The organism is Owenweeksia hongkongensis DSM 17368 (assembly GCF_000236705.1).
GTDB lineage: Bacteria > Bacteroidota > Bacteroidia > Flavobacteriales > Schleiferiaceae > Owenweeksia > Owenweeksia hongkongensis.
The window spans coordinates 3,160,037-3,180,321 of sequence record NC_016599.1; the positions used below are offsets into that span (position 1 = coordinate 3,160,037).

Annotated in this window: 18 protein-coding genes; 14 read left to right on the forward strand and 4 right to left on the reverse strand. The window is 41.0% G+C overall.

What is annotated here, in order from left to right:
* Positions 1 to 112 precede the first annotated feature (112 nt).
* The gene (locus tag OWEHO_RS13840) at positions 113 to 1,291 is read right to left on the reverse strand and encodes a formimidoylglutamase (RefSeq protein WP_014203112.1); all 1,179 of its coding nucleotides are present in this window, start codon (positions 1,289 to 1,291) and stop codon (positions 113 to 115) included.
* Positions 1,288 to 3,801 (reverse strand): type I DNA topoisomerase, encoded by a 2,514-nt coding sequence (topA, locus tag OWEHO_RS13845; RefSeq protein WP_014203113.1) that lies wholly within the window; start codon positions 3,799 to 3,801, stop codon positions 1,288 to 1,290. The genes OWEHO_RS13840 and topA overlap by 4 nt, the downstream gene beginning before the upstream one ends.
* A gap of 155 nt (positions 3,802 to 3,956) precedes the next feature.
* Here topA and miaB point away from each other — a divergent pair, with 155 nt between their 5' ends.
* The 14 genes from miaB to OWEHO_RS13910 all read left to right on the forward strand — a co-directional run bounded on the left by miaB (position 3,957) and on the right by OWEHO_RS13910 (position 17,313).
* Positions 3,957 to 5,399, forward strand: coding sequence for a tRNA (N6-isopentenyl adenosine(37)-C2)-methylthiotransferase MiaB (gene miaB / locus OWEHO_RS13850; RefSeq protein ID WP_014203114.1), 1,443 nt, complete (start codon positions 3,957 to 3,959; stop codon positions 5,397 to 5,399).
* Positions 5,399 to 5,806, forward strand: a complete 408-nt coding sequence (locus tag OWEHO_RS13855) for a hypothetical protein (protein ID WP_014203115.1) — start codon at positions 5,399 to 5,401, stop codon at positions 5,804 to 5,806. The genes miaB and OWEHO_RS13855 overlap by 1 nt, the downstream gene beginning before the upstream one ends.
* Positions 5,803 to 7,083 carry a sigma-54 interaction domain-containing protein gene (locus OWEHO_RS13860; protein WP_014203116.1) on the forward strand — a complete coding sequence of 427 codons (1,281 nt, stop codon included), beginning with the start codon at positions 5,803 to 5,805 and terminating at the stop codon, positions 7,081 to 7,083. Before OWEHO_RS13855 ends, OWEHO_RS13860 begins: the two co-directional genes overlap by 4 nt.
* Positions 7,080 to 7,592: an LptE family protein gene (locus OWEHO_RS13865; protein ID WP_014203117.1), complete on the forward strand. Its 513-nt coding sequence runs from the start codon at positions 7,080 to 7,082 to the stop codon at positions 7,590 to 7,592. The genes OWEHO_RS13860 and OWEHO_RS13865 overlap by 4 nt, the downstream gene beginning before the upstream one ends.
* A gap of 2 nt (positions 7,593 to 7,594) precedes the next feature.
* Positions 7,595 to 8,971, forward strand: coding sequence for a hypothetical protein (locus OWEHO_RS13870; protein ID WP_014203118.1), 1,377 nt, complete (start codon positions 7,595 to 7,597; stop codon positions 8,969 to 8,971).
* 9 nt (positions 8,972 to 8,980) lie between these two features.
* Positions 8,981 to 9,340, forward strand: coding sequence for a preprotein translocase subunit SecG (gene secG, locus OWEHO_RS13875; protein WP_014203119.1), 360 nt, complete (start codon positions 8,981 to 8,983; stop codon positions 9,338 to 9,340).
* Between the two features lie 176 nt (positions 9,341 to 9,516).
* Positions 9,517 to 10,197: a hypothetical protein gene (locus OWEHO_RS13880; protein WP_014203120.1), complete on the forward strand. Its 681-nt coding sequence runs from the start codon at positions 9,517 to 9,519 to the stop codon at positions 10,195 to 10,197.
* A 165-nt stretch (positions 10,198 to 10,362) separates the two neighbouring features.
* A complete protein-coding gene (locus OWEHO_RS13885) occupies positions 10,363 to 10,644 on the forward strand; it encodes a co-chaperone GroES (RefSeq protein ID WP_014203121.1) in 282 nt (93 codons plus the stop codon).
* Positions 10,645 to 10,692: 48 nt separating this feature from the next.
* Positions 10,693 to 12,336: a chaperonin GroEL gene (groL, locus tag OWEHO_RS13890; protein ID WP_014203122.1), complete on the forward strand. Its 1,644-nt coding sequence runs from the start codon at positions 10,693 to 10,695 to the stop codon at positions 12,334 to 12,336.
* Between the two features lie 359 nt (positions 12,337 to 12,695).
* Positions 12,696 to 13,634 (forward strand): hypothetical protein, encoded by a 939-nt coding sequence (locus tag OWEHO_RS13895; protein WP_014203123.1) that lies wholly within the window; start codon positions 12,696 to 12,698, stop codon positions 13,632 to 13,634.
* Positions 13,635 to 13,678: 44 nt separating this feature from the next.
* A complete protein-coding gene (locus OWEHO_RS13900) occupies positions 13,679 to 14,323 on the forward strand; it encodes a SanA/YdcF family protein (RefSeq protein WP_014203124.1) in 645 nt (214 codons plus the stop codon).
* 43 nt (positions 14,324 to 14,366) lie between these two features.
* Positions 14,367 to 14,588 carry a Kazal-type serine protease inhibitor domain protein gene (locus OWEHO_RS18250; protein WP_014203125.1) on the forward strand — a complete coding sequence of 74 codons (222 nt, stop codon included), beginning with the start codon at positions 14,367 to 14,369 and terminating at the stop codon, positions 14,586 to 14,588.
* A gap of 36 nt (positions 14,589 to 14,624) precedes the next feature.
* Positions 14,625 to 16,616, forward strand: coding sequence for a tetratricopeptide repeat-containing sensor histidine kinase (locus tag OWEHO_RS13905; protein ID WP_014203126.1), 1,992 nt, complete (start codon positions 14,625 to 14,627; stop codon positions 16,614 to 16,616).
* Positions 16,617 to 16,662: 46 nt separating this feature from the next.
* The gene (locus OWEHO_RS13910; RefSeq protein WP_014203127.1) at positions 16,663 to 17,313 is read left to right on the forward strand and encodes a response regulator; all 651 of its coding nucleotides are present in this window, start codon (positions 16,663 to 16,665) and stop codon (positions 17,311 to 17,313) included.
* Positions 17,314 to 17,466: 153 nt separating this feature from the next.
* On the opposite strand, the gene OWEHO_RS13915 is transcribed toward OWEHO_RS13910, so the two are convergent.
* Positions 17,467 to 17,913: a GatB/YqeY domain-containing protein gene (locus OWEHO_RS13915; RefSeq protein ID WP_041627633.1), complete on the reverse strand. Its 447-nt coding sequence runs from the start codon at positions 17,911 to 17,913 to the stop codon at positions 17,467 to 17,469.
* A 269-nt stretch (positions 17,914 to 18,182) separates the two neighbouring features.
* Positions 18,183 to 20,276: a cell division protein FtsZ gene (gene ftsZ / locus OWEHO_RS13920; RefSeq protein ID WP_014203129.1), complete on the reverse strand. Its 2,094-nt coding sequence runs from the start codon at positions 20,274 to 20,276 to the stop codon at positions 18,183 to 18,185.
* Positions 20,277 to 20,285 lie beyond the last annotated feature (9 nt).

Genomic DNA, 20,285 nt, shown 5'->3' on the forward strand with positions numbered 1-20,285 from the left:
TCAGTTTTTTCTCAGTCTTGGAACCACCAAAGATAAAATTTTGAACAAAAAAATGTTAGTTCAAGGTTAAATTTGCCGAAATTTCTTACTTCTTTTCGAAAATAATACGGGGCTAAAGTGCTTTTTTCATTGCATGCCACCACCTTAAAGGTGTCTCATTTTCGCAGGCCCTAATGTAATCAGAATGGCTACACGGAATTAATTTATGCCGTTCGTGCATAGTATTTCCTATCGCTGGCATTGGTACTTCGATCCACCAGCGGTCGCTTAAAGGGCTTTTGTAAAATACCAACTCGTGTTCTCCTTCGTCCATGAGTACGGTAAAACGCTGGTATTCATTTTTGCTAGCAAAGGGATAATCTCCCTTTCTGGAATTGTAACCTTCAATAAAGTACCAGATCATTTGAGCTACCAAATGTGAAGTCTGCCCATTATGGTCTTTAGATGGATTACAACCGTAAATTCCAAAGGAACTTACTTTATCACTTATTCCTGAATACCTGCTTATTGCACAAGCTTCTTCTCCTGAAAAACCGTTTGGTGATGCATTTAGGTTTCCAGGTGCATCCGGTTGTCTCACGGCAGAGAGATCGAAAGTTACAATATCAGCATCTCGGAGTATAGGCTCAGTTTCAGTTATGTTATTCTTAAAATAACCTAATCGATTGACATCAAAATACATTTTTTCCATCAGGTCTATTTCTTCCTGATTGGCAAAATAGGTTTGATAACCGATGTTACTATAATTAAAAAGTATGTAAGGCTTCTTTAAAATAACGTGACTTAGGAAGTTTTCCTCATTTAAATCTTGCTCCTGCTCGCCTAAGTCAAATCGCGAATCAATACTCACCAAGTTTACTGTTTGCTCTAAGCGGTCATATGCGCGATAGTTTCCATAAGTAATGTCTTGGCTGCCTCCTATTATTATAGGTGTAATGCCTTCCTTTAATAATAGATAGCAAACCTCGCGAAGACCTTCGTACGTATCGGTGATGGTTTCCCCAGGGTAAAGATTTCCCAAATCCACTATTGGAACATTCCATTTGCCGCAATAGAGACTGTATAAATATCTGCGTACTTCATCGGGTGCAGATTTACAGCCTTGATTATTCAGCGAGCCACGATCTTCTATAACCCCGATGATAGCCATTTTTACGCCATCAAGTTCTGGTATACCCTGTACTTCGAGGTGTACCTGAAGATTGGAAGCTAAACTCTGTGGGTGCCAATCTTTATGTTGTGGATTGGCAATGCTATCCCTTACGGGAGCGAGGAAGTCCTCTAAATTCATTTCTTGGCTCTACTTTTCTTAGGTGCTGCTTTGGTTTTAGCTTTTGGCTTGGCTTTCTTTTTTGGAGCATTCTTTTCAATAATGCTTTCTGCTTCTTCTAAAGTAAACGCGGCTGCATCAGTCGTTTTTGGTAGCTCAACTTTAACTTTTCCCTTGATAAGGTTAAAACGTCCCCAGCGTGCTTTTTCTAGGCGTATGCCTGCATCTTCCCAGTTGTGGATTACCTTTTCGCGTTCCTTTTTCTTTTTGTCTTCAATCAGCTCTTCAATGTTGGCTTGAGTAAGATTATCAAAATCATACTTCTTGTTTACATTAATAAAGATGCCGTTCCATTTAATGAAAGGGCCAAAACGACCTACGCCTTTTTGTACAGGAAGATTTTCATATTCTGCAATTGGAGCATCCGCTTTTTCTTTGGCCACAATTAATTCAATAGCTCTGTCCAAAGTTGTATCCATTGGGTTTTCCCCTTTGTCAAGCGAAATAAATTTATCCCCAAACTTTACGTAAGGACCAAAACGCCCCACATTCGCCTGAATTTCTTCTCCTTTATATTCACCCAACGTGCGAGGAAGTTGGAACAAATCCATTGCTTCGTCAAAGGTGATAGTGTCAATAGACTGAGTTTTTTGAAGGCTGGCGAATTTTGGCTTTTCCTCATTATCAGCTTCACCAATTTGAACCATTGGTCCAAAACGGCCGATACGGGCATAAACATTTTTACCACTTTCAGGATCTTGACCAAGCAGTCTTTCGCCAGAAGCACGCTCTGAGTTTTCTTCAACATCTTTTAAGTGCGGATGGAAATCTGAATAAAATTCATCAATCATCTGCGCCCACTTTTCATTACCAGATGCAATTTCGTCAAACTGAGCCTCCACCTTAGCAGTAAAGTTGTAGTCCAATACTTTTTTGAAATGCTCCACCAAAAAGTCATTTACCACAGATCCGATATCTGTAGGCATCAACTTATTTTTATCGGCACCCGTGGTTTCACTAAGTGTTTTTTCGGCAATTTTAGAATCCTTAAGAATAAGTTGAGTGTAGTTTCTTTTCGTGCCTTCCAAGTCCGATTTCTGAATGTACTCTCTCTTTTGGATAGTACTAATAGTAGGGGCATATGTAGATGGACGGCCAATACCTAGTTCTTCTAATTTCTTTACCAAACTTGCTTCAGTAAAGCGTGGAGGGTGCTGGGTGAATCTTTGAGTGGCGATAATATTATCATTATCTAAACTTTCACCTTTACTCATGGCAGGAAGCATTCCTTCTTGCTCTTCCACATCTTCATCATCGGTGCCTTCAAGATATACTTTAAGGAAACCTTCAAACTTTATAACCTCACCACGAGCTACAAATTCCAGCTTTTCTTCTGGGGTTTCTATTTTTAATACGGTTCGCTCCAATTGAGCATCACTCATTTGTGAAGCCAGTGTACGCTTCCAAATAAGGTCGTAAAGTTTGCGCTGCTGGTCATCTGCACCGCCACTATGTTTGCTCATATCCGTTGGGCGGATAGCTTCGTGAGCTTCTTGAGCACCTTTACTTTTATTCGAATATTTTCTGCGCTTTGCGTATTCTTTGCCGTAGCTTTTTTTGATTTCGTTCTCCGCCAGGCTCATTGCTTCATCGCTCAAGTTTACCGAGTCGGTACGCATATAGGTTATCTGTCCCGATTCGTAGAGTCTTTGCGCCACGCTCATCGTTTGCCCTACATTAAAATAGAGCTTACGGGCCGCTTCTTGCTGAAGGGTGGAAGTGGTAAAAGGTGCTGCCGGAGATTTTTTTGCTGGCTTGGTATCAATATCACCGATAGAGAATTTATAAGACTTACATTTTTCTAAAAAGTCTTTTGCTTCTTTTTCGGTGTCAAATCGCTTATTGAGTTCTGCTTTAAATGATTTTCCTTCTTTATTAGAAAATATGGCTGCTACTCTAAAGTAAGAGGTGCTTTCAAAGTTTTGAATTTCGCGCTCACGTTCAACTATCAATCTTACGGCAACGGATTGCACACGTCCCGCAGAAAGTCCTGCGCGCACTTTTTTCCAAAGCACAGGTGATAATTCATACCCTACCAAGCGGTCCAGAATACGTCTTGCCTGCTGAGCATCTACCAAATTTTGGTCAATTGTACGTGGGTTTTGAATAGCACGCTCAATTGCTCCTTTGGTGATTTCGTGAAAAACGATACGATTGGTTGTAAGCGTATTTAGTCCCAAAGCTTCCGCCAGGTGCCAAGCAATAGCTTCCCCTTCGCGGTCCTCATCCGATGCAAGCCATACCGTGTCGGCTTTCTTGGCAAGGGCTTTTAGTTTTTTTACTACTTCCTTTTTGTCGCTGGAAATAGCGTAGCTCGGGGCGAAGTTATTTTCAACATCAATCCCCATATCTTTCTTCACAAGGTCACGAATGTGGCCATAACTACTCTCTACCTGGTAATCTTTACCAAGGTATTTTTCAATGGTTTTGGCCTTTGCAGGTGACTCAACTATAACTAGGTTTTTCGGCATACGTCAGCGTCTTAAAGCGATTTTCAACCGACAAAGTAAATCAAATGTTTTTTTGTCGAGGTATTATATTGATAATAATGCTTTATAAAACAACTGCCAAACTGGCGCAACCCGTTTAGGATTTGTAATTTCGCCAACCTTATAAAGTATGCTGTATGCACAATAGTGAGACAAAAGAAATGATGGAAGAAAATCGCCAAGGTGAAGCTTTGGTGATAGAGCGCGAGGGAATTGGCAAGAAAATGTACATCGAAAGTTACGGTTGCCAGATGAACTTTTCGGACAGTGAAATTGTGGCGTCAATTCTTCAAAAAGAAGGTTACGGAACCACAAAAAATGTGGATGAAGCTGACCTTGTTTTATTAAATACCTGCTCTATTCGCGATAAAGCGGAGCAAACCGTTCGCAAGCGTTTGACCAATTTTAATAAAATGAAGCGCAACAATCCGGGGATGAAAATCGGAGTGTTGGGTTGCATGGCTGAGCGCCTAAAAGACAAATTGCTTGACGAAGAAAAGTTGGTAGACATGGTGGTGGGCCCTGATGCTTATCGCGATTTGCCAAACTTGGTGAAAGAACTGGATGAAGGTCGCAAAGCGGTAAATGTATTATTGAGCAAGGAAGAAACTTATGCAGATGTAAGTCCTGTTCGCTTGGGGCAAAACGGAGTTTCGGCATTTGTATCCATTACCCGTGGTTGCGATAATATGTGCACATTCTGCGTGGTGCCATTTACGCGTGGTCGCGAACGAAGCCGCAATCCTCAAACTATTTTGGAAGAATGTATTGACTTGGCCGAAAACGGTTACAAGGAAATTACTTTGCTTGGGCAAAATGTGGACAGCTTCCTGTGGTATGGTGGCGGTTTGAAAAAAGATTTTGAAAAAGCCAGTGATGCGGCAAAGGCCTCAGCAGTAGACTTTGCCATGTTGCTAAGAATGGTAGCCGAAGCGGTGCCAGGAATGCGAATTAGATTCAGCACTTCCAACCCGCAGGATATGAGTGATGATGTGCTTTACGCTATAGCGGAATATGATAACATCTGCAATTATATTCACCTTCCGGTGCAGTCGGGTAGTAGCCGAATTTTGAAATTGATGAATCGCGGGCACAACCGTGAGGAATACATGGGCTTGGTAGATCGTATCAAGAAAATAATCCCAGGCTGTGGTATTTCACATGATTTGATCACCGGTTTCCCTACAGAAACGGAAGAAGATCATCAGGAAACCTTGAGCTTAATGGATTATGTAGGTTATGATTTTGGCTACATGTTCTATTATTCAGAAAGACCAAATACCTACGCTGAGCGCAAAATGGAAGATGATATTCCATTGGAAGTGAAAAAGCGCAGGCTGAATGATATTATAGTAAAGCAGCAAGCACTTTCTTTGGCAAACAACAAAAAGCACCTTGGAAAAGTGGTAGAGGTTTTGATTGAGGGATCTTCCAAAAAATCGGATTCCGATTGGTATGGTCGCACGGATTTTAATACGGTGGCGGTTTTCCCGAAAGGGGATGAAAAACTTGGAGATTTTGTGAAAGTAAAAATTGAAGATTGTACCACGGCAACCCTAATGGGAAAACGCATAAACTAATGATGAAACAAACTTTTGCTCTGCTCATTCTTATTGCTACCGCCATTTCTGGCTACAGCCAAACTAAGGTTGGTGATAAATGGATGGATAATAATCTCGCTTTTGAAATTACCTATGAAGCGATTCGCACAGAAGGTAGAATGGATATTTGCATAGCCGATACTTCGCGCGATGCTTGTATTGAAAACCTTCAGTCAGGTTTCGAAGTAAAAGTATTTGACGCAAGTAATACCATGATTTGGGAAGGGATAGGTAGCGGACGTACCAATATGTTGAAATTGCCAAAAGCTCTGCCAAACGCATCATATGTTACTATAATGGCATTCAAGCCTTTTGTGACAAACAAGAGCACGGGTACAAAGATTCATCAGGATAAACGAATAGAAATAAAGCATACCATAAAATGAGTAGCCTTCAGGAAATAAAGCAACGTTTTGGTATAATCGGTTCTTCGCCATTGCTGGATAGAGCATTGAGCAAAGCCGTTCAGGTAGCCTCTACCGATATTTCGGTTTTGGTATCTGGTGAAAGTGGTGTGGGTAAAGAATCTATTCCCCGTATTATACATAGCCAATCGCACAGAAAGCACAACTCATACATTGCTGTAAACTGCGGTGCCATACCCGAAGGAACGATTGATAGTGAACTTTTTGGTCACGAAAAAGGGTCTTTTACCGGGGCGACCGGAGCAAGAAAAGGATATTTTGAAGAGGCAGATGGCGGAACCATATTTTTGGATGAGGTAGGTGAATTGCCTTTGGGAACGCAAGTACGTTTGCTTCGTGTTTTGGAAACTGGTGAGTTTATAAAAGTAGGTTCATCTAAATCACAAAAGACAGACGTTCGTATTGTAGCAGCTACCAATGTTGACCTTTTAGAAGCTATCAAAAAAGGAAAGTTTCGTGAGGATCTATATTATAGATTGAATACGGTAGAAATTCGTCTGCCAGCTTTGCGCGAACGCAAGGAAGATATTCATTTAATCTTCAGAAAATTTGTAGCGGATTTTTCCGATAAGTATCACCTTCCTGCTATTAGGCTTACGCCCGATGCGGTAGAAATGTTGCAAAATTTCCGTTGGCCGGGAAATATTCGTCAACTTAGAAACTTGGCTGAGCAGCTTTCGGTAGTGGAGCAGAACCGTGAAGTAGACAGTGAAAACTTGTTGAATTATTTACCAGCTATAGGAAAGTCAGAGTTGCCAGCCTTATATAATAAGGAAGACTCAAGTGGCAGCGGTAGTAAAAGTGGAGATTTTTCGAGCGAAAGGGAGATTTTATACAAGGTGCTTTTTGATATGAAAGGAGACCTTAACGACCTTAAAAAATTGACCATGGAACTGATGAAGCACGGTACTCATGGCAATTTTGAAGAAGACAATTCGCAGCTGATTAGTAAAATTTACGGAGAAGAAGATGAAGTGCCGGTAAGCCCTCCACGTCCGGCAGAGGAGAAAAAGTACCTACCTATTTATAAGGATGGTGACACGGAACTGCATGACAGTACTTTTGATACCGACCATGAAACTGTGGAAGAGGAAAACTTATCCTTACAAGAAAAAGAGCTGGAGCTAATAAAGAAGGCCCTGGATAGAAGTGGTGGAAAAAGAAAAGATGCAGCCGATGAGTTGGGTATTTCTGAGCGAACGCTTTATCGTAAAATAAAACAGTACGACCTACAATGAGAAAATTTATAGCGCTTAGCATTTTTGCAATATTGACTGCTTGTGGCTCTGGTGGATATTCTTTTACTGGTGGTGACGTAGGAAACGCAAAAACTATTTCGGTTGACTTTTTTCCAAACTATGCACCAATCGTTGAGCCTACTTTGAGTCAAACTTTTACAGAAGCTTTACGCGATATTTTTGTTCGCCAAACTTCTTTGGAGTTAGTAGAACGAGGTGGTGATCTTCATTTTGAAGGAACTATCACGGGGTATGATGTAAAACCAATTAATGCACAGTCAGGATCTGATAATATTGGTGGCGGAACTGCTGCCAACAGACTCACCATTACGGTGAATGTGATTTACACCAATAAGCTTGAAGAGAAGAAAAGCTTTGAGCAAAATTTTTCACGTTTTGCTGATTTTGATGCAAATGTCGATCTTTCGCAAGCCTCAGCAACTTTGATAGAACAAATCACAACGGAGCTGGCTGAAAACATTTTGAACCAATCAATAGGTAGCTGGTAATTTTGGACGCTAATGAATTCATAAATCTGCTCAAGAATCCTGAAAAGGTGGAGGGAAAAAGTGTGGAAGAGCTAAAGAAGCTTGCCGCGGAATATCCTTATAGCCAACCGGTGCAGTTGCTTTATGCTATTCGTTTGAGTCAATCCAGCGAGTATCTTTTTAATCGTCAGCTGGGTAAAACGTCTATCCTTACGGATGATCGCTCCGTGTTATTTGATCTCTTTGAAAGAGAAGCTGATGAAGCTGTGGAAGGTAATTTAGAGCTTTCGCTGGATGAAAAACTTCAGAAGGAATTTAATATTGAAGAGCGAAAGCCGGAGAAGGATGAAGCAATTTTTCCTAAAGATCCGGTAGAGCAAAAACTGGTACATCCTCCTAAGCCAGTTGTTCCAGAGCCCAAATCTGAGGTTCCGCCAAAAGTGGAAACACCTGTTGCCAGGCTGGAAGAAAAGCCCGAGCCTAAAGCTGTGTCTCCAAAGCCGGATTTATCCAAACTTAGTCCTGCGGAAAGGGTGAAAGCTATTTTGGAGGAAAACCGCAGATTGAGAGAAGAATTTGCCGGAAGGAAAAGTGGAGAGCCTATTCATGAGCCAGCAAATCCTGTGGTGGAAGAAAAGGCCCCCGAGCCTGAAATTGAAGAAAGATCAATAGTTGAAGAACCAAATGCTATAGTTGAGCCCGCTCAAGAAAAAGAGGCGGAGGTACAGGAAGATGTTGTTGAAGATCCGATAATTGAAGAAACTCCTGAGTCGGTGGAAGAAACTCAGGAAGTGGAGGAGTTAGAGGTTCCAGTTTTTACTATTGAGGAAGAAAAGCCCGAACCTGTTTTTGAAATAGGGGAGGATGACTTTTTTAATGAAGAGATTGAGCAAGAAGAAATTTTGGAGGAAACTCCGGAAGAGGCAGAAGATGAGATAGAAGTTTCATTTGAGCCAGAAATCAAAAGTGAAGCTCCCGAGGAAAAAGAGGATGGCTTTGTAAAAAGTGCTCATTCATTTGGAGGGTGGCTGAAGCATCTTAGCGATCCTATTAAAAAAACAGAACCGGAAAAAACTGAGCAGGCAGAGGAAAAGCCATCGCTTGATGAAAAAATAAACCTGCTGGACAAGTTTGTGGAGAAGCTTCCGGAGTTGAAGCAAAAGGCAAGATTTCAGGTGAAAGCGGAGCCTCCGAAGGAAAAAATAAATATGAATCGCCTGATGGATGACAATGATGATGGCTCAATGGTGACCGAAACTTTGGCTCGGGTGTACATTAAGCAGAGGCATTATGACAAGGCAATTAAGGCATATGAAATTATGAAGTTGAAATATCCCGAAAAAAGTAGTTTCTTTGCCGACCAAATTTCAGAGATAAAAAAACTGAGTAACAGTAAATAAGAAAGGAAAATGACTGCATTGCTTACATCACTCATCATAATTGCATGTATTTTATTAATCATCATTATTTTGATTCAAAACCCTAAAGGAGGCGGCCTTAGCTCATCTTTTGGTGGAGGCGGAACACAGCTTTTTGGCGGTGTTAAAAAGACTACTGATTTTCTTGATCGTGGTACCTGGGTACTATCTATCATCCTTGTAGGTCTTGTCCTTTTTATGAATGTTATGATCAGCCCAAGATCAGGTGAAGGTATTACCGGTCCTGAATCAGAAATTACGGAAGAGCTAAACTCAATGCCACAGGCACCAGTTAGCACTCCAGCTCCAGCTGGCGATTTGCCAGAGCCTGTGCAGGAAGACGAAAACTAGAAATAGTTTACCAATATATTTAGAAGCCCGATCAAGAAATTGATCGGGCTTTCTTTTTGGCAGTTACTCAGTTTAAAGCTCCATTTACACAGCCTTTCGGCAAATGGGGTATTCTTGGTTGTAAAGACTTTTTATCCCGATACTTTTGTTCTGGAAATTTATAAGCCAACACTTTTATGAAGTCTTTAATCCTAAGTATTGTTATATCCACCAGCATTTTGGGTTTTCACTCATCAGTTGTAGGTCAAACTTCTGAATTTGATTTTCAGCATCAAGTGAAGATGGACATGGGTGTTTATAAAAAGGATGAACTTAAGAATAGTATGGATTATACTTTTCTATTTCCGAAGACTGGAAACTACTTTGGAGTAGAAATGGAAATGGCAGAAGCCGGGATGAACACCAAAAGCATTTTTGATTATGATGCCATGACTATGACTACCCTTATGGATCATCCGAGTATGAAAATGGGCTCGCAGTATGATTTAAGCAAAGTGATGGAAATGGCCACTTCCGCGGAAAGCGATGGTGGTGAAATGAAAAAAACAGGTAAAACCAAAAGTATATTAGGATATACCTGCCAAGAGTATGTGATGACGACAGAAGATGGCGGCTATGCTGAGGTATGGATAACCAATGATCTGGATTTTGAAAATGTATATCAAGCCTTTGCAGCTATGAATAAAAAGCAAAAGCAATTAAATATGGATATGCCGAATGGCTTTTTTATGGAGCTCACCTCCTGGCCTGATGGTAAAGATGGAAAGGATAAAATAACAATGAATGTAAAAGAAGTTAACCTTAACCAACCTACCTCTATATCCACAAACGGGTATTCTATTATGAAACTTAATTAATTTCCCCTAACCTAATTAAGGCCCACGATGTAGAGTAAATGCCACCCTGTCAGCAGCGGTGGCATTTTTTTATTCAAAGCTGTCAGGCATTGCCATTGGCACACTTTCTGACTGTATCGCGCAGTACATTATAACAATAAGTTTAATCCAAAATAAATAACACAAATGGCTGAAATTAATCTTCGCCCTTTAGCAGATAGAGTTCTTGTAGAGCCTAGTGCTGCTGAAACCAAAACTGCATCTGGAATTATTATTCCTGATACTGCACAGGAAAAACCACAGCAAGGAAAAGTAGTGGCAGTAGGTAATGGTAAGGTAGATGAGCCAATGACTGTGAAAGTAGGCGATACTGTACTATATGGAAAGTACGGTGGTACCGAAATTAAGCACAATGGCGTGGACTATCTTATTATGAGAGAGGCTGACATTTTTGCTGTAATCGGTTAATCCAATTCAATCAATTAAAATTTTTAACATTTAAAAATTGTTTTAGCAATGGCTAAAGAAATAAAATTCAATCTGGAAGCAAGAGACGCACTGAAAAGAGGTGTGGATCAATTGGCAAATGCCGTGAAAGTAACCCTAGGGCCAAAAGGTCGTAATGTGGTTATCGAAAAATCTTTTGGAGCGCCTACCGTAACTAAGGATGGTGTATCTGTAGCAAAAGAAATTGAGCTAGAAGACAAGGTAGAAAACCTTGGTGCACAAATGGTGAAAGAAGTAGCTAGCAAAACTGCAGATGTAGCTGGTGATGGTACTACTACTGCTACCGTTTTGGCGCAAGCTATTTACACTCAAGGGATGAAAAACGTAGCTGCTGGTGCATCTCCGATGGACATCAAAAGAGGAATGGACAAAGCTGTAGCTAAAGTTGTGGCTAACCTTCAATCTCAGTCTAAGGAAGTGGGCGATAGCTATGATAAGATTGAGCAGGTAGCTTCTATCTCTGCAAACAACGATAACACTATCGGAAAACTTATTGCTGAAGCAATGAGCAAAGTGAGCAAAGAAGGTGTAATTACCGTAGAAGAAGCTAAGGGTACCGAAACTCACGTAGACGTGGTGGAAGGTATGCAGTTTGATCGCGGATATCTTTCTCCTTACTTCGTTACCGATAGCGAAAAAATGATTGCTGACCTGGAGAGCCCATACATTCTTATTTATGATAAGAAGATCAGTAACATGAAGGAATTGCTTCCTGTATTGGAGCCGGTAGCGCAAAGCGGAAAACCATTATTGATCATTTCTGAAGATCTTGATGGCGAAGCGCTAGCTACTTTGGTAGTAAACAAAATTCGCGGAAGCTTGAAAGTGGCAGCTGTAAAAGCTCCAGGTTTTGGTGATCGTAGAAAAGCAATGTTGGAAGACATCGCAATCCTTACCGGTGGTACTGTAATCTCTGAAGAAAGAGGTTTTAAATTGGAGAACGCAACTGTAGATATGTTGGGTACTGCAGAAAAAGTAACCATTGATAAGGACAACACAACTGTGGTAAACGGTAGCGGTGCTGCTGATGATATCAAAGGTCGTGTGAACCAAATCAAAGCTCAGATTGAGTCTACTACTTCTGACTATGATCGTGAGAAGCTTCAGGAACGCTTGGCCAAATTGGCTGGCGGTGTAGCTGTACTTTATGTTGGTGCTGCCTCTGAAGTAGAAATGAAAGAGAAGAAAGACCGTGTGGATGATGCACTTGCAGCAACCCGTGCTGCCATCGAAGAAGGTATTGTACCTGGAGGTGGTGTAGCACTAGTTCGTGCTGCTGCTGAGCTTACTGACATGGTTGGTGAGAATGAAGACGAGACTACCGGTATGAACATTATCGCTCGTGCTATCGAAGAGCCATTACGTCAAATTGTTATCAATGCTGGTCTTGAAGGATCTGTAGTGGTAAACAAGGTGAAAGAAGGTAAGGATGACTTTGGTTTTAATGCCAAAACTGGTGTGTACGAAGCTATGCTTGAGGCTGGTATCATCGATCCAACTAAAGTTACCCGTGTAGCTTTAGAGAATGCTTCTTCTGTAGCAGGTATGTTGCTTACTACTGAGGCAACCATTACCGAGATTCCAAGTGAAGATGGAGCCGGAGGCGGAATGCCTGGCGGTGGAATGCCTGGAGGAATGGGCGGAATGATGTAATTCAAACATCCCCCAATATATACTCACCCCGCTTTGTCCCGATAGCTATCGGGATCAGAGCGGGGTTTTTTTGTCTTATGCCGTTGTAGTAACTTTTCCAAAGTTCAAAACTTTGGAAAAGTTTGAGAAATGCGACCCCAGCTGAGGTCGAATATTTTCAGGTTCACATATTTCTATTGAGATGCGAACCCGCTGGGTTCGGCCGGCATTTTAAGACAATCTAAAATTTGTCTTAAGGATCAACTTGTTTTTTACGGAACTGGAATATTCTACTGAGGAAAACAATTTTCCAATATGTAAGGAAGGTTTTACTAAGCTGTTATATTTGTAATTCATCACAGATAATAAAACTGATCCACATGACTAGAGTGTTATCCCTGCTTATATTATTGTCTTTTGGCTTTGCAAGCCAAGCCCAGCGCTATAAGAAGCCAGAGCAGTATTTCCGCGAATTTCAAACACAGAAGCGTAAAATCAACAAGAAAAACTTGATGTACCTAAAGGCTAGCTTGAGGGGAGATGATGAGCGTAGAGTAGCCAAATACCGTGAGATGATGGTGGACCAGCTGAAGGATAGTAAAACAGAACTTAGCCGTATGGGTAACTATGAAGGTTATGACATTTTGCAGCGTGAGTTTGTAGATGCACTTACCATTTATATAGATGCCTACGAAAAGGATTTTGGAATAGCCGAAGAGCTAACCGAGCATCGCTACGATTCTTATGAAGACCTTAAAAAATACTATGATGCTGTGACCAAAGCCGAAGGTGGAATGCTAGATGCAAGCTATAAAATGGAAAAGGCTGAAGATCATTTTGCCAAAATGCATTTTTTCACCATTGATCGTGATGAAGAAATAGAAGAAGAGTACCGTTTGCTTGACGAGGTTACTTTGTATACCCGAGATATGACTTTATCTTTTTTTAGGGTAGAGCAACATTCTAAAGATTTCTTGTTTGCTATAAATGAAGGCCGTACTGACACTTTGGATATCATACTTACAGAGATGCAAAAAGACATCAGAGTTTCGAAGGCAGAGATAGATGAGTATGCTGACTTTGATGGGGAAAAGGAATTGTACAAATTCACAGAGTACTTTTTGGAAGAAATGAATATTGAGGTAACTGAAAACCTGCGTCCATTGGCTGACCAGCTTGAAAATAAATACCTAGAAGACAAAGACTATAAAAAAGCTCAAAAAGAGTTAGAGCGCTTTGTTGATAGACACAATGGTTACCTAGATGAATTTTTTGAGACCAAGAGTGAGCTAATCTTAGATTATTTACCAGAAGACTAATTTCTTGAACGGTTATTGATAGAGCCACGTTATACAGCGTGATTATGAAAATGAAAAAGTGGCTACTCGTATTTCTGATGCTGTTCCTATTAGGAGGGGTGGCTTTGATTGGTTCCTATTTTGCCGTAGAGCGCTATTCTTCTCCATTAGTTTTTGATGATTTGGAAAAGCTCCCCAATACCAAAGTTGCGGTGCTTTTGGGTACTAGTAGTAATTTGGTGAATGGTGGGAAAAATCAATATTTCGAAAATAGGATGAATGCTGCTGCTGAGCTTTATAAATCAGGTAAAGTAGAATACTTGTTGGTAAGTGGTGATAATAGGCAACGTAACTATAACGAGCCAGTGGCTATGCAGGCCGCCCTCATTAAGCGTAGTGTTCCTCAAGACAAGATTGTTTTAGATTATGCTGGTTTCCGTACCCTTGACTCAATGGTTCGTGCCAAAGCTGTTTTTGGTCAATCTAAATTTATAGTTATCTCACAGCGATTTCACAATGAAAGGGCAGTTTATATTGCTAACCATTGTGGAATTGATGCGGTAGGCTTTAATGCGGCTGATGTAGAAATATCGGCTGGTTTAAAAACACAACTGCGGGAAGTGCTGGCACGTTTCAAAATGATGTTGGATTTATACCTCCTAAAAACCGAACCTCATTTTTTGGGAGATAAAATTGTGATTGGCGAATAGCAACTATTTTTCTTTTTTGATCATCTATTAATAAAGTGTAAGAATGAAAAAGCTGCTTATAGTCCTGCCCATTTTAGTTTTCTTAGGTTGTAAAAAGAAATCTGATGACAATGCCGCTTGTATAGATCAATCTGCGATAAACCCCAATATTAATTGCTATGCACTATATGATCCCGTTTGCGGATGCGATGGAGTAACCTATAGCAATGATTGCGTGGCTGGGTCTAATGGTGTAATTCATTTTATCAAGGGAACTTGTAACTAACGGGCATCTCACACCACTAGTAAAAGATTTTTGACGATGAAAAAAGACCTCTTAACTGGAGGTCTTTTAGGTTTAAAAAACATCACGTATTTTCATTGCCATTCAATCACACAGGTTATGGGGAGAATAATGGGGTTGCTAGCATTTCTGCTTTTGCTTTCGCCAAATACATTTAGTCAAAATACGGATTCGCTTAGAGTTAGAGAGCTGATAAAAGAGTCTTTTGCGGTGCTATATTCAGATCCAGCTCAGGCCAATGACTTGGCTAAGGAGGCACTAAAAATATCCATAGAGATAGATGAATGCTTACTTATAGCCGAAACCATGAATATCATAGGGATAGTGTATGATGTTACAGCAAAGTATGACAGCGCCTTGGCTAAGTATGAAGAAATTATAATTCTATCAGATAAGTGTGGTATTGAAGTAATGAAGGCGCAGATTTACAACAACATGGGGCTCATCTTTTGGAACACGGGAGAACTTGATAAAGCTATTGATTACTATACCCAAGCACTGGAGATTTTTGAAAAGCATCATAAAAAGAAAGGAATTTCTAGTGCGGTGAGCAACATAGGCCTTCTATATACCGAAAAGAAGGAATATACAGAGGCTGACAAATTTCAACACCGTGCTTTGGCGATAAGAAAAGAAATAAAGGATTGGTATGGGGTAAGTGTATCCTATGTAAATCTTGCCAATAATCATATGGGGAGGCATCAGCTCGATACGGCAAAAAAATATCTGCATGCATCTATAAAGATTAAGGACAGCTTGAATGATCAGCGTGGTTTAGCTATCAATTATAATAACCTTGGAATCATTGCTCATAATCAGAATAAAAATGATTCAGCGGTATACTTCCTCCGAAAAGGAATAAATATAAGAAGGCAGCTTGGCGAAAAAAACCTAGAGGCTTCTGATCATTTTTCGCTAGCCTATTTTTATATGAATTGGAAGGAGTTTAATAAGGCTTATGCTCAGTTGGATACAGCTTTGGCACTTGCCAGAGAGGCAAATGCTCGAGGTTTAGAAAAGAAGATTTATCAGCGTCATGCGCGGATTGATACTTTGGTAGGTGATTACAAAAGCGCTGTGACCAATTTGAACAAATACTTTGAGTTGGAGCAAGAAATGACAAGCTTGGAAAAGGAAAAGGCTTTTGATGAAATCCAGACTAGGTACGAGACGGAAAAGAAGGAAAGAGCACTTGTTGAGAATAAAGTTGTGTTGGCTGAACAGGAATTGAAAGTTCGTCAGCGTACCGTGTGGGCGGCAATTCTGCTGGCTGCACTGGCTATTTTAGGAATTTCAGCTGTGTATATATATCGTCAACAAAAACTAAAGCAGCAGCAAATGGCGCAGGAGGCGAGACTAAAAGAGGAGCTTGCCAAAGCTGAGGTAGCCAATCGTATACAAGAAGAAAGGGTCCGCATATCACGGGATCTGCATGATCATATCGGTTCACAACTCACCATTATATCAAGCGCTGTAGATAATATTGCTTTTAGCGAAAGTGACGAAAGCAAAAAGGAAGCGCTGTATGAGATTGGTGATAATGGTAGAAATACCATGATTCAACTTCGCGAAACTATTTGGGCTATGAACCAAACGGTAATTGATCTGGAAACTTTAGTGGCAAAAACACGCGAGTTTGTATCTCGCCTTAAGTTGGATAATCAAAAAGTGGGAGTGGAGCTGCGTGCTGATGAAGAGGCAGATCTGAGCCCTGTGATGGCGATAAATCTTTTTAGGGTGGTACAGGAGGCTGTAAATAATGCCGTGAAGTATGCTGACTTTTCTATTTTGAATATCGATTTTGAAAAGCAAAATGGTAGCCTTAGCGTAAAGGTGGAGGACGATGGACGCGGATTTCTGATAAATGACCTTAGCGAAAAAGGATACGGTCTGATAAATATGAAGGAGCGTGTAGAGGAGTTTAACGGTAACTTGGAACTCGATTCTATTCCTGGAAAGGGTACTAAAGTAAAAGTGGTGATCCCGTTGAATAGGTCAAATTACGTATAGGCCAAGTAAAGGAATCCTCATAGTTTTATATTTCAATCTTACCTGTATGGCTATAAGAATTTTAATTGCGGAAGATAATAGTCGCCTGGCTCGAACGCTAATCGATAAGCTTAACCTGTTTGAAGATCAGCTAAGCGTGCGTGGTTGGGAGTCGCATGGCAAGGCATTACTACAACATTTGGAAGTAGATGCACATGTTGATCTTATACTTATGGACATACAAATGCCTATACTTGATGGAATAGAAACAACCCGAATAGTAAAGCAAAAGTATCCGCAAATCAAGGTGATAATGAGCACCGTGTTTGATGAAGAAAACTACATCTTAGAAGCAATTATGGCCGGAGCCAATGGTTATTTGTTGAAGGATGAACGTCCGGATAAACTTATGGACGCCATCAACGAAGTGATGGATGGTGGCGCACCGATGAGTAGTAGTGTGGCAAGAAAGGCCTTAAACCTTATTCGCTATGGCGCAAAAGAGGAAGCAGTAGCCGAAGTAGATTTCAAGCTCACCAAAAGGGAAACTGAAATACTGGAGCAACTAGCAACAGGTCTCAACTACAATCAAATTGCAGAAAATTTATTTATAAGCCCGGGCACGGTGCGGAAGCATATCGAAAATATTTACCAAAAACTCCACGTACACAATAAGGTGGAGGCCGTGCAAATGGCGATTAGGAATCGGTTGATTTAGGTTAGTCCACAGTCCACAGAAGGGGAGGAAAATAAAAAATCCGTAACCCATCAGGTTTTCCCTTATGAATTACGGATTTGTATTTTTTAAATTTCCGTCAATCGTCAATCGTCAATCGTCAATCGTCAATCGTCAATCGTCTGAGGTCTTTTCCTAACTCAGCATTTGCTTTACTTTGGCACTAATAGCTTTTCCGTCAGCTTTACCAGACAATTCTTTAGATGCCATGCCCATTACTTTACCCATGTCCTGTGGGCCTTGTACATTAAGTTTTACAAAAAGCTCTTTTAGGTAAGCTTCCAATTCATCTTCTGTCATTTGTTTTGGTAGGAAGTCTGAAATAACTGCTAATTGAGCACGCTCATCAGCCGCTAAGTCTTCACGACCTTGCTCTTCATATATGGCCAATGAATCCTTGCGTTGCTTGGCAAGTTTCAACAAAATTTTCATTTCGTCATCAGCGCTTAATTCACCAGCTCCAGCTTCGCTATTGGCCAATAGAATGGCAGATTTTATGGCGCGCAAGGTTTCTAGGCGCACTTTGTCTTTGGCGCGCATTGCGGCCTTCATTTCTTCAGCAATATTATTTGATAAGCTCATAATTACAATTTGATGCAAATTTACTTTTTGCAGAGAAATAGACTCTTTAAAATAGGTAGAGATTTTTTAATGTAATCTGTCAGGTCTTGAGTCGCTGGAATAAAGGAACCCGAGCATTTGTATGTCTTCGGTTTCCTCCTTTTTGAATACGGGCATTTACAAAGTATTAATGTAGGAAGATAAAAAAAGGAATTGTGATTTGTTAAAAACAAAAATCCCCAACCAAAAGGCCAGGGATTTTCAAAGCAAGATACGCGGAAGCGTTTCTATTAATCTACATTGTCATGTAGAAAGCTGTTATTGGTTTTAATATCAGGGCCGTTATCGCTATCATCGATGCTAAAGCGGCTAACGTTACTTTCGGTGCTATATCGAGTTTCTTCAATTTTTACACCTTGGCGTTTATAGGCAGGCTCATTATCCGCATCATCATTCCCAAAAGGATTGTTTTTGAAACGATAATTAAAAGCCTTCATTTTAGTTCTACGCTCTTCGGCTTTCATGCGCATACTTTCCTCTATAGTGTACTCGGTAGGAGCCACATGAGGACGCTGTGGAGCCACGCGTTTTTCTTCTACTCTAGCCTTAGGTGCGGGCTGCTCAGGCTTGTTTACCTGTTTTATTTCAAACCTAAGACTGTCGTCTTCCTTTTCCTCCTCCACTTTGGCAGCGGGCTTTGGAGCCGAAGCAGGAGTTTGTCCTGGCTTAGCACTTTTTAGCTGCTGCTCAAGATTCATATAGTCTTCAAGAGAATAGCGGATAGGTTTCACCTCTCTTTGCGGAGTAGGTGTTTCCATAGGTTTCGGCTCTTCTTCTTTTGGAGTTTCAGCAATCGGAGCTTGAGGAGCAGGTGTTTCTTTTACTTCAGCTTGTGGAGCTGGAGCAGTTTCCTCTTCCTCCTCATCTTCATTTAATGTAAAGTGAACTACATCATCGTCTTCCTCCTCCTCAATCTCAATAGAACCAATATGGAAAACAGGTTCTTCTTCCTCTTCAGCTACAGGCTCTTCAATAGGTTCAGGAGCCACAGGTTGCGAAACTTCTTGTTGAGGTGCTTTGGCAACTACCTCTTCTTCCTCTTTCATAGAAGGAGGGAGGGGAGCTTCTTCCGGGGCAACAGGAGCTTCAAATTGAGGCTCTTCAATGATTTCTTCCTCCTCAGCGACAGCATCCATTTCAAAAAGGTTGGGCTGCTGAAATTGCGGCTTTTGCTGTTTTGCAGTATGCTTAGCTAATTCTTTATTTATAAAATCTTCATCATTGTCTTCTTCTCTTTCCTGAGCCAATGGCTTAGAAAAAACAGAAGCACTGATGGGCTGCTCGTCTTCTAAAGTGTGTACTACTTTGGTGGGCCGATGGCCGATTACCTGCTCCTGCTGGTCGGTAGAAAAACCAGTGGCTACAATAGTTACACTTATTTCTTCACCAAGAGCTTCATCATCACCAATACCCATAATGATGTTTGCGCTGTTTCCAGCTTCCATCTGGATAAAGTCGTTGATTTCTCCGATCTCATCAATGGTGATTTCTTCTTTACCGGAAACGATAAGAAGCAATACGTTTTTAGCACCTTTTATGTGATTGTCATTTAGCAATGGCGAATCCAATGCGCTACGAATAGCTTCAGAAGCACGGTTTTCACCAGAAGCAGAAGCAGAACCCATTATAGCCGTTCCACTATCCGCCAATACTGTGCGAGCATCGCGCAAGTCAATGTTGGTAGTGTAGTGATGCGTAATTACCTCGGCAATACCACGGGCAGCTGTTGCCAATACTTCATCTGCTTTAGAGAAACCAGCCTTGAAACCAAGGTTTCCATATACTTCTCTAAGCTTGTTGTTGTTTATCACAATAAGTGAATCCACGCTGCTACGAAGGGCTTCAACACCTTTTTCAGCTTGTAGCTTACGGTTGTTTCCTTCAAACAAAAATGGAATGGTGCAGATTCCCACGGTAAGGATTCCTGCATCTTTTGCCGCTTTTGCAATTACAGGAGCAGCACCCGTACCGGTACCACCGCCCATGCCAGCGGTAATGAAAACCATCTTGGTGTTGGTTTCCAAAAGATTTTTTACTTCTTCAATGCTTTCTAAAGCAGCCTGCTGTCCTACTTCAGGGTTGGCACCAGCGCCAAGTCCTTCGGTAAGGGTTACTCCAAGTTGTACCTTATTGGGTACAGGGCTGTTGCTTAGCGCCTGCGAATCAGTGTTGCATATCACAAAATCTACTCCGCGTATGCCCATACCGTGCATGTGATTTACGGCATTGCTACCACCACCACCTACACCAATCACTTTTATCACCGATGATTGGTTTTTCGGTAGGTCAAAGGCTATTGTGTCGTTTCCGTTCTGATCGCTCATATCCTTCTA

Bases quoted from the DNA above. Each gene is read 5' to 3' on its own strand.
- OWEHO_RS13840 (WP_014203112.1), bottom strand. From the start codon at position 1,291: ATGAATTTAGAGGACTTCCTCGCTCCCGTAAGGGATAGCATTGCCAAT.
- topA (WP_014203113.1), bottom strand. From the start codon at position 3,801: ATGCCGAAAAACCTAGTTATAGTTGAGTCACCTGCAAAGGCCAAAACC.
- miaB (WP_014203114.1), top strand. From the start codon at position 3,957: ATGCACAATAGTGAGACAAAAGAAATGATGGAAGAAAATCGCCAAGGT.
- OWEHO_RS13855 (WP_014203115.1), top strand. From the start codon at position 5,399: ATGATGAAACAAACTTTTGCTCTGCTCATTCTTATTGCTACCGCCATT.
- OWEHO_RS13860 (WP_014203116.1), top strand. From the start codon at position 5,803: ATGAGTAGCCTTCAGGAAATAAAGCAACGTTTTGGTATAATCGGTTCT.
- OWEHO_RS13865 (WP_014203117.1), top strand. From the start codon at position 7,080: ATGAGAAAATTTATAGCGCTTAGCATTTTTGCAATATTGACTGCTTGT.
- secG (WP_014203119.1), top strand. From the start codon at position 8,981: ATGACTGCATTGCTTACATCACTCATCATAATTGCATGTATTTTATTA.
- OWEHO_RS13880 (WP_014203120.1), top strand. From the start codon at position 9,517: ATGAAGTCTTTAATCCTAAGTATTGTTATATCCACCAGCATTTTGGGT.
- OWEHO_RS13885 (WP_014203121.1), top strand. From the start codon at position 10,363: ATGGCTGAAATTAATCTTCGCCCTTTAGCAGATAGAGTTCTTGTAGAG.
- groL (WP_014203122.1), top strand. From the start codon at position 10,693: ATGGCTAAAGAAATAAAATTCAATCTGGAAGCAAGAGACGCACTGAAA.
- OWEHO_RS13895 (WP_014203123.1), top strand. From the start codon at position 12,696: ATGACTAGAGTGTTATCCCTGCTTATATTATTGTCTTTTGGCTTTGCA.
- OWEHO_RS13900 (WP_014203124.1), top strand. From the start codon at position 13,679: ATGAAAATGAAAAAGTGGCTACTCGTATTTCTGATGCTGTTCCTATTA.
- OWEHO_RS18250 (WP_014203125.1), top strand. From the start codon at position 14,367: ATGAAAAAGCTGCTTATAGTCCTGCCCATTTTAGTTTTCTTAGGTTGT.
- OWEHO_RS13905 (WP_014203126.1), top strand. From the start codon at position 14,625: ATGAAAAAAGACCTCTTAACTGGAGGTCTTTTAGGTTTAAAAAACATC.
- OWEHO_RS13910 (WP_014203127.1), top strand. From the start codon at position 16,663: ATGGCTATAAGAATTTTAATTGCGGAAGATAATAGTCGCCTGGCTCGA.
- OWEHO_RS13915 (WP_041627633.1), bottom strand. From the start codon at position 17,913: ATGAGCTTATCAAATAATATTGCTGAAGAAATGAAGGCCGCAATGCGC.
- ftsZ (WP_014203129.1), bottom strand. From the start codon at position 20,276: ATGAGCGATCAGAACGGAAACGACACAATAGCCTTTGACCTACCGAAA.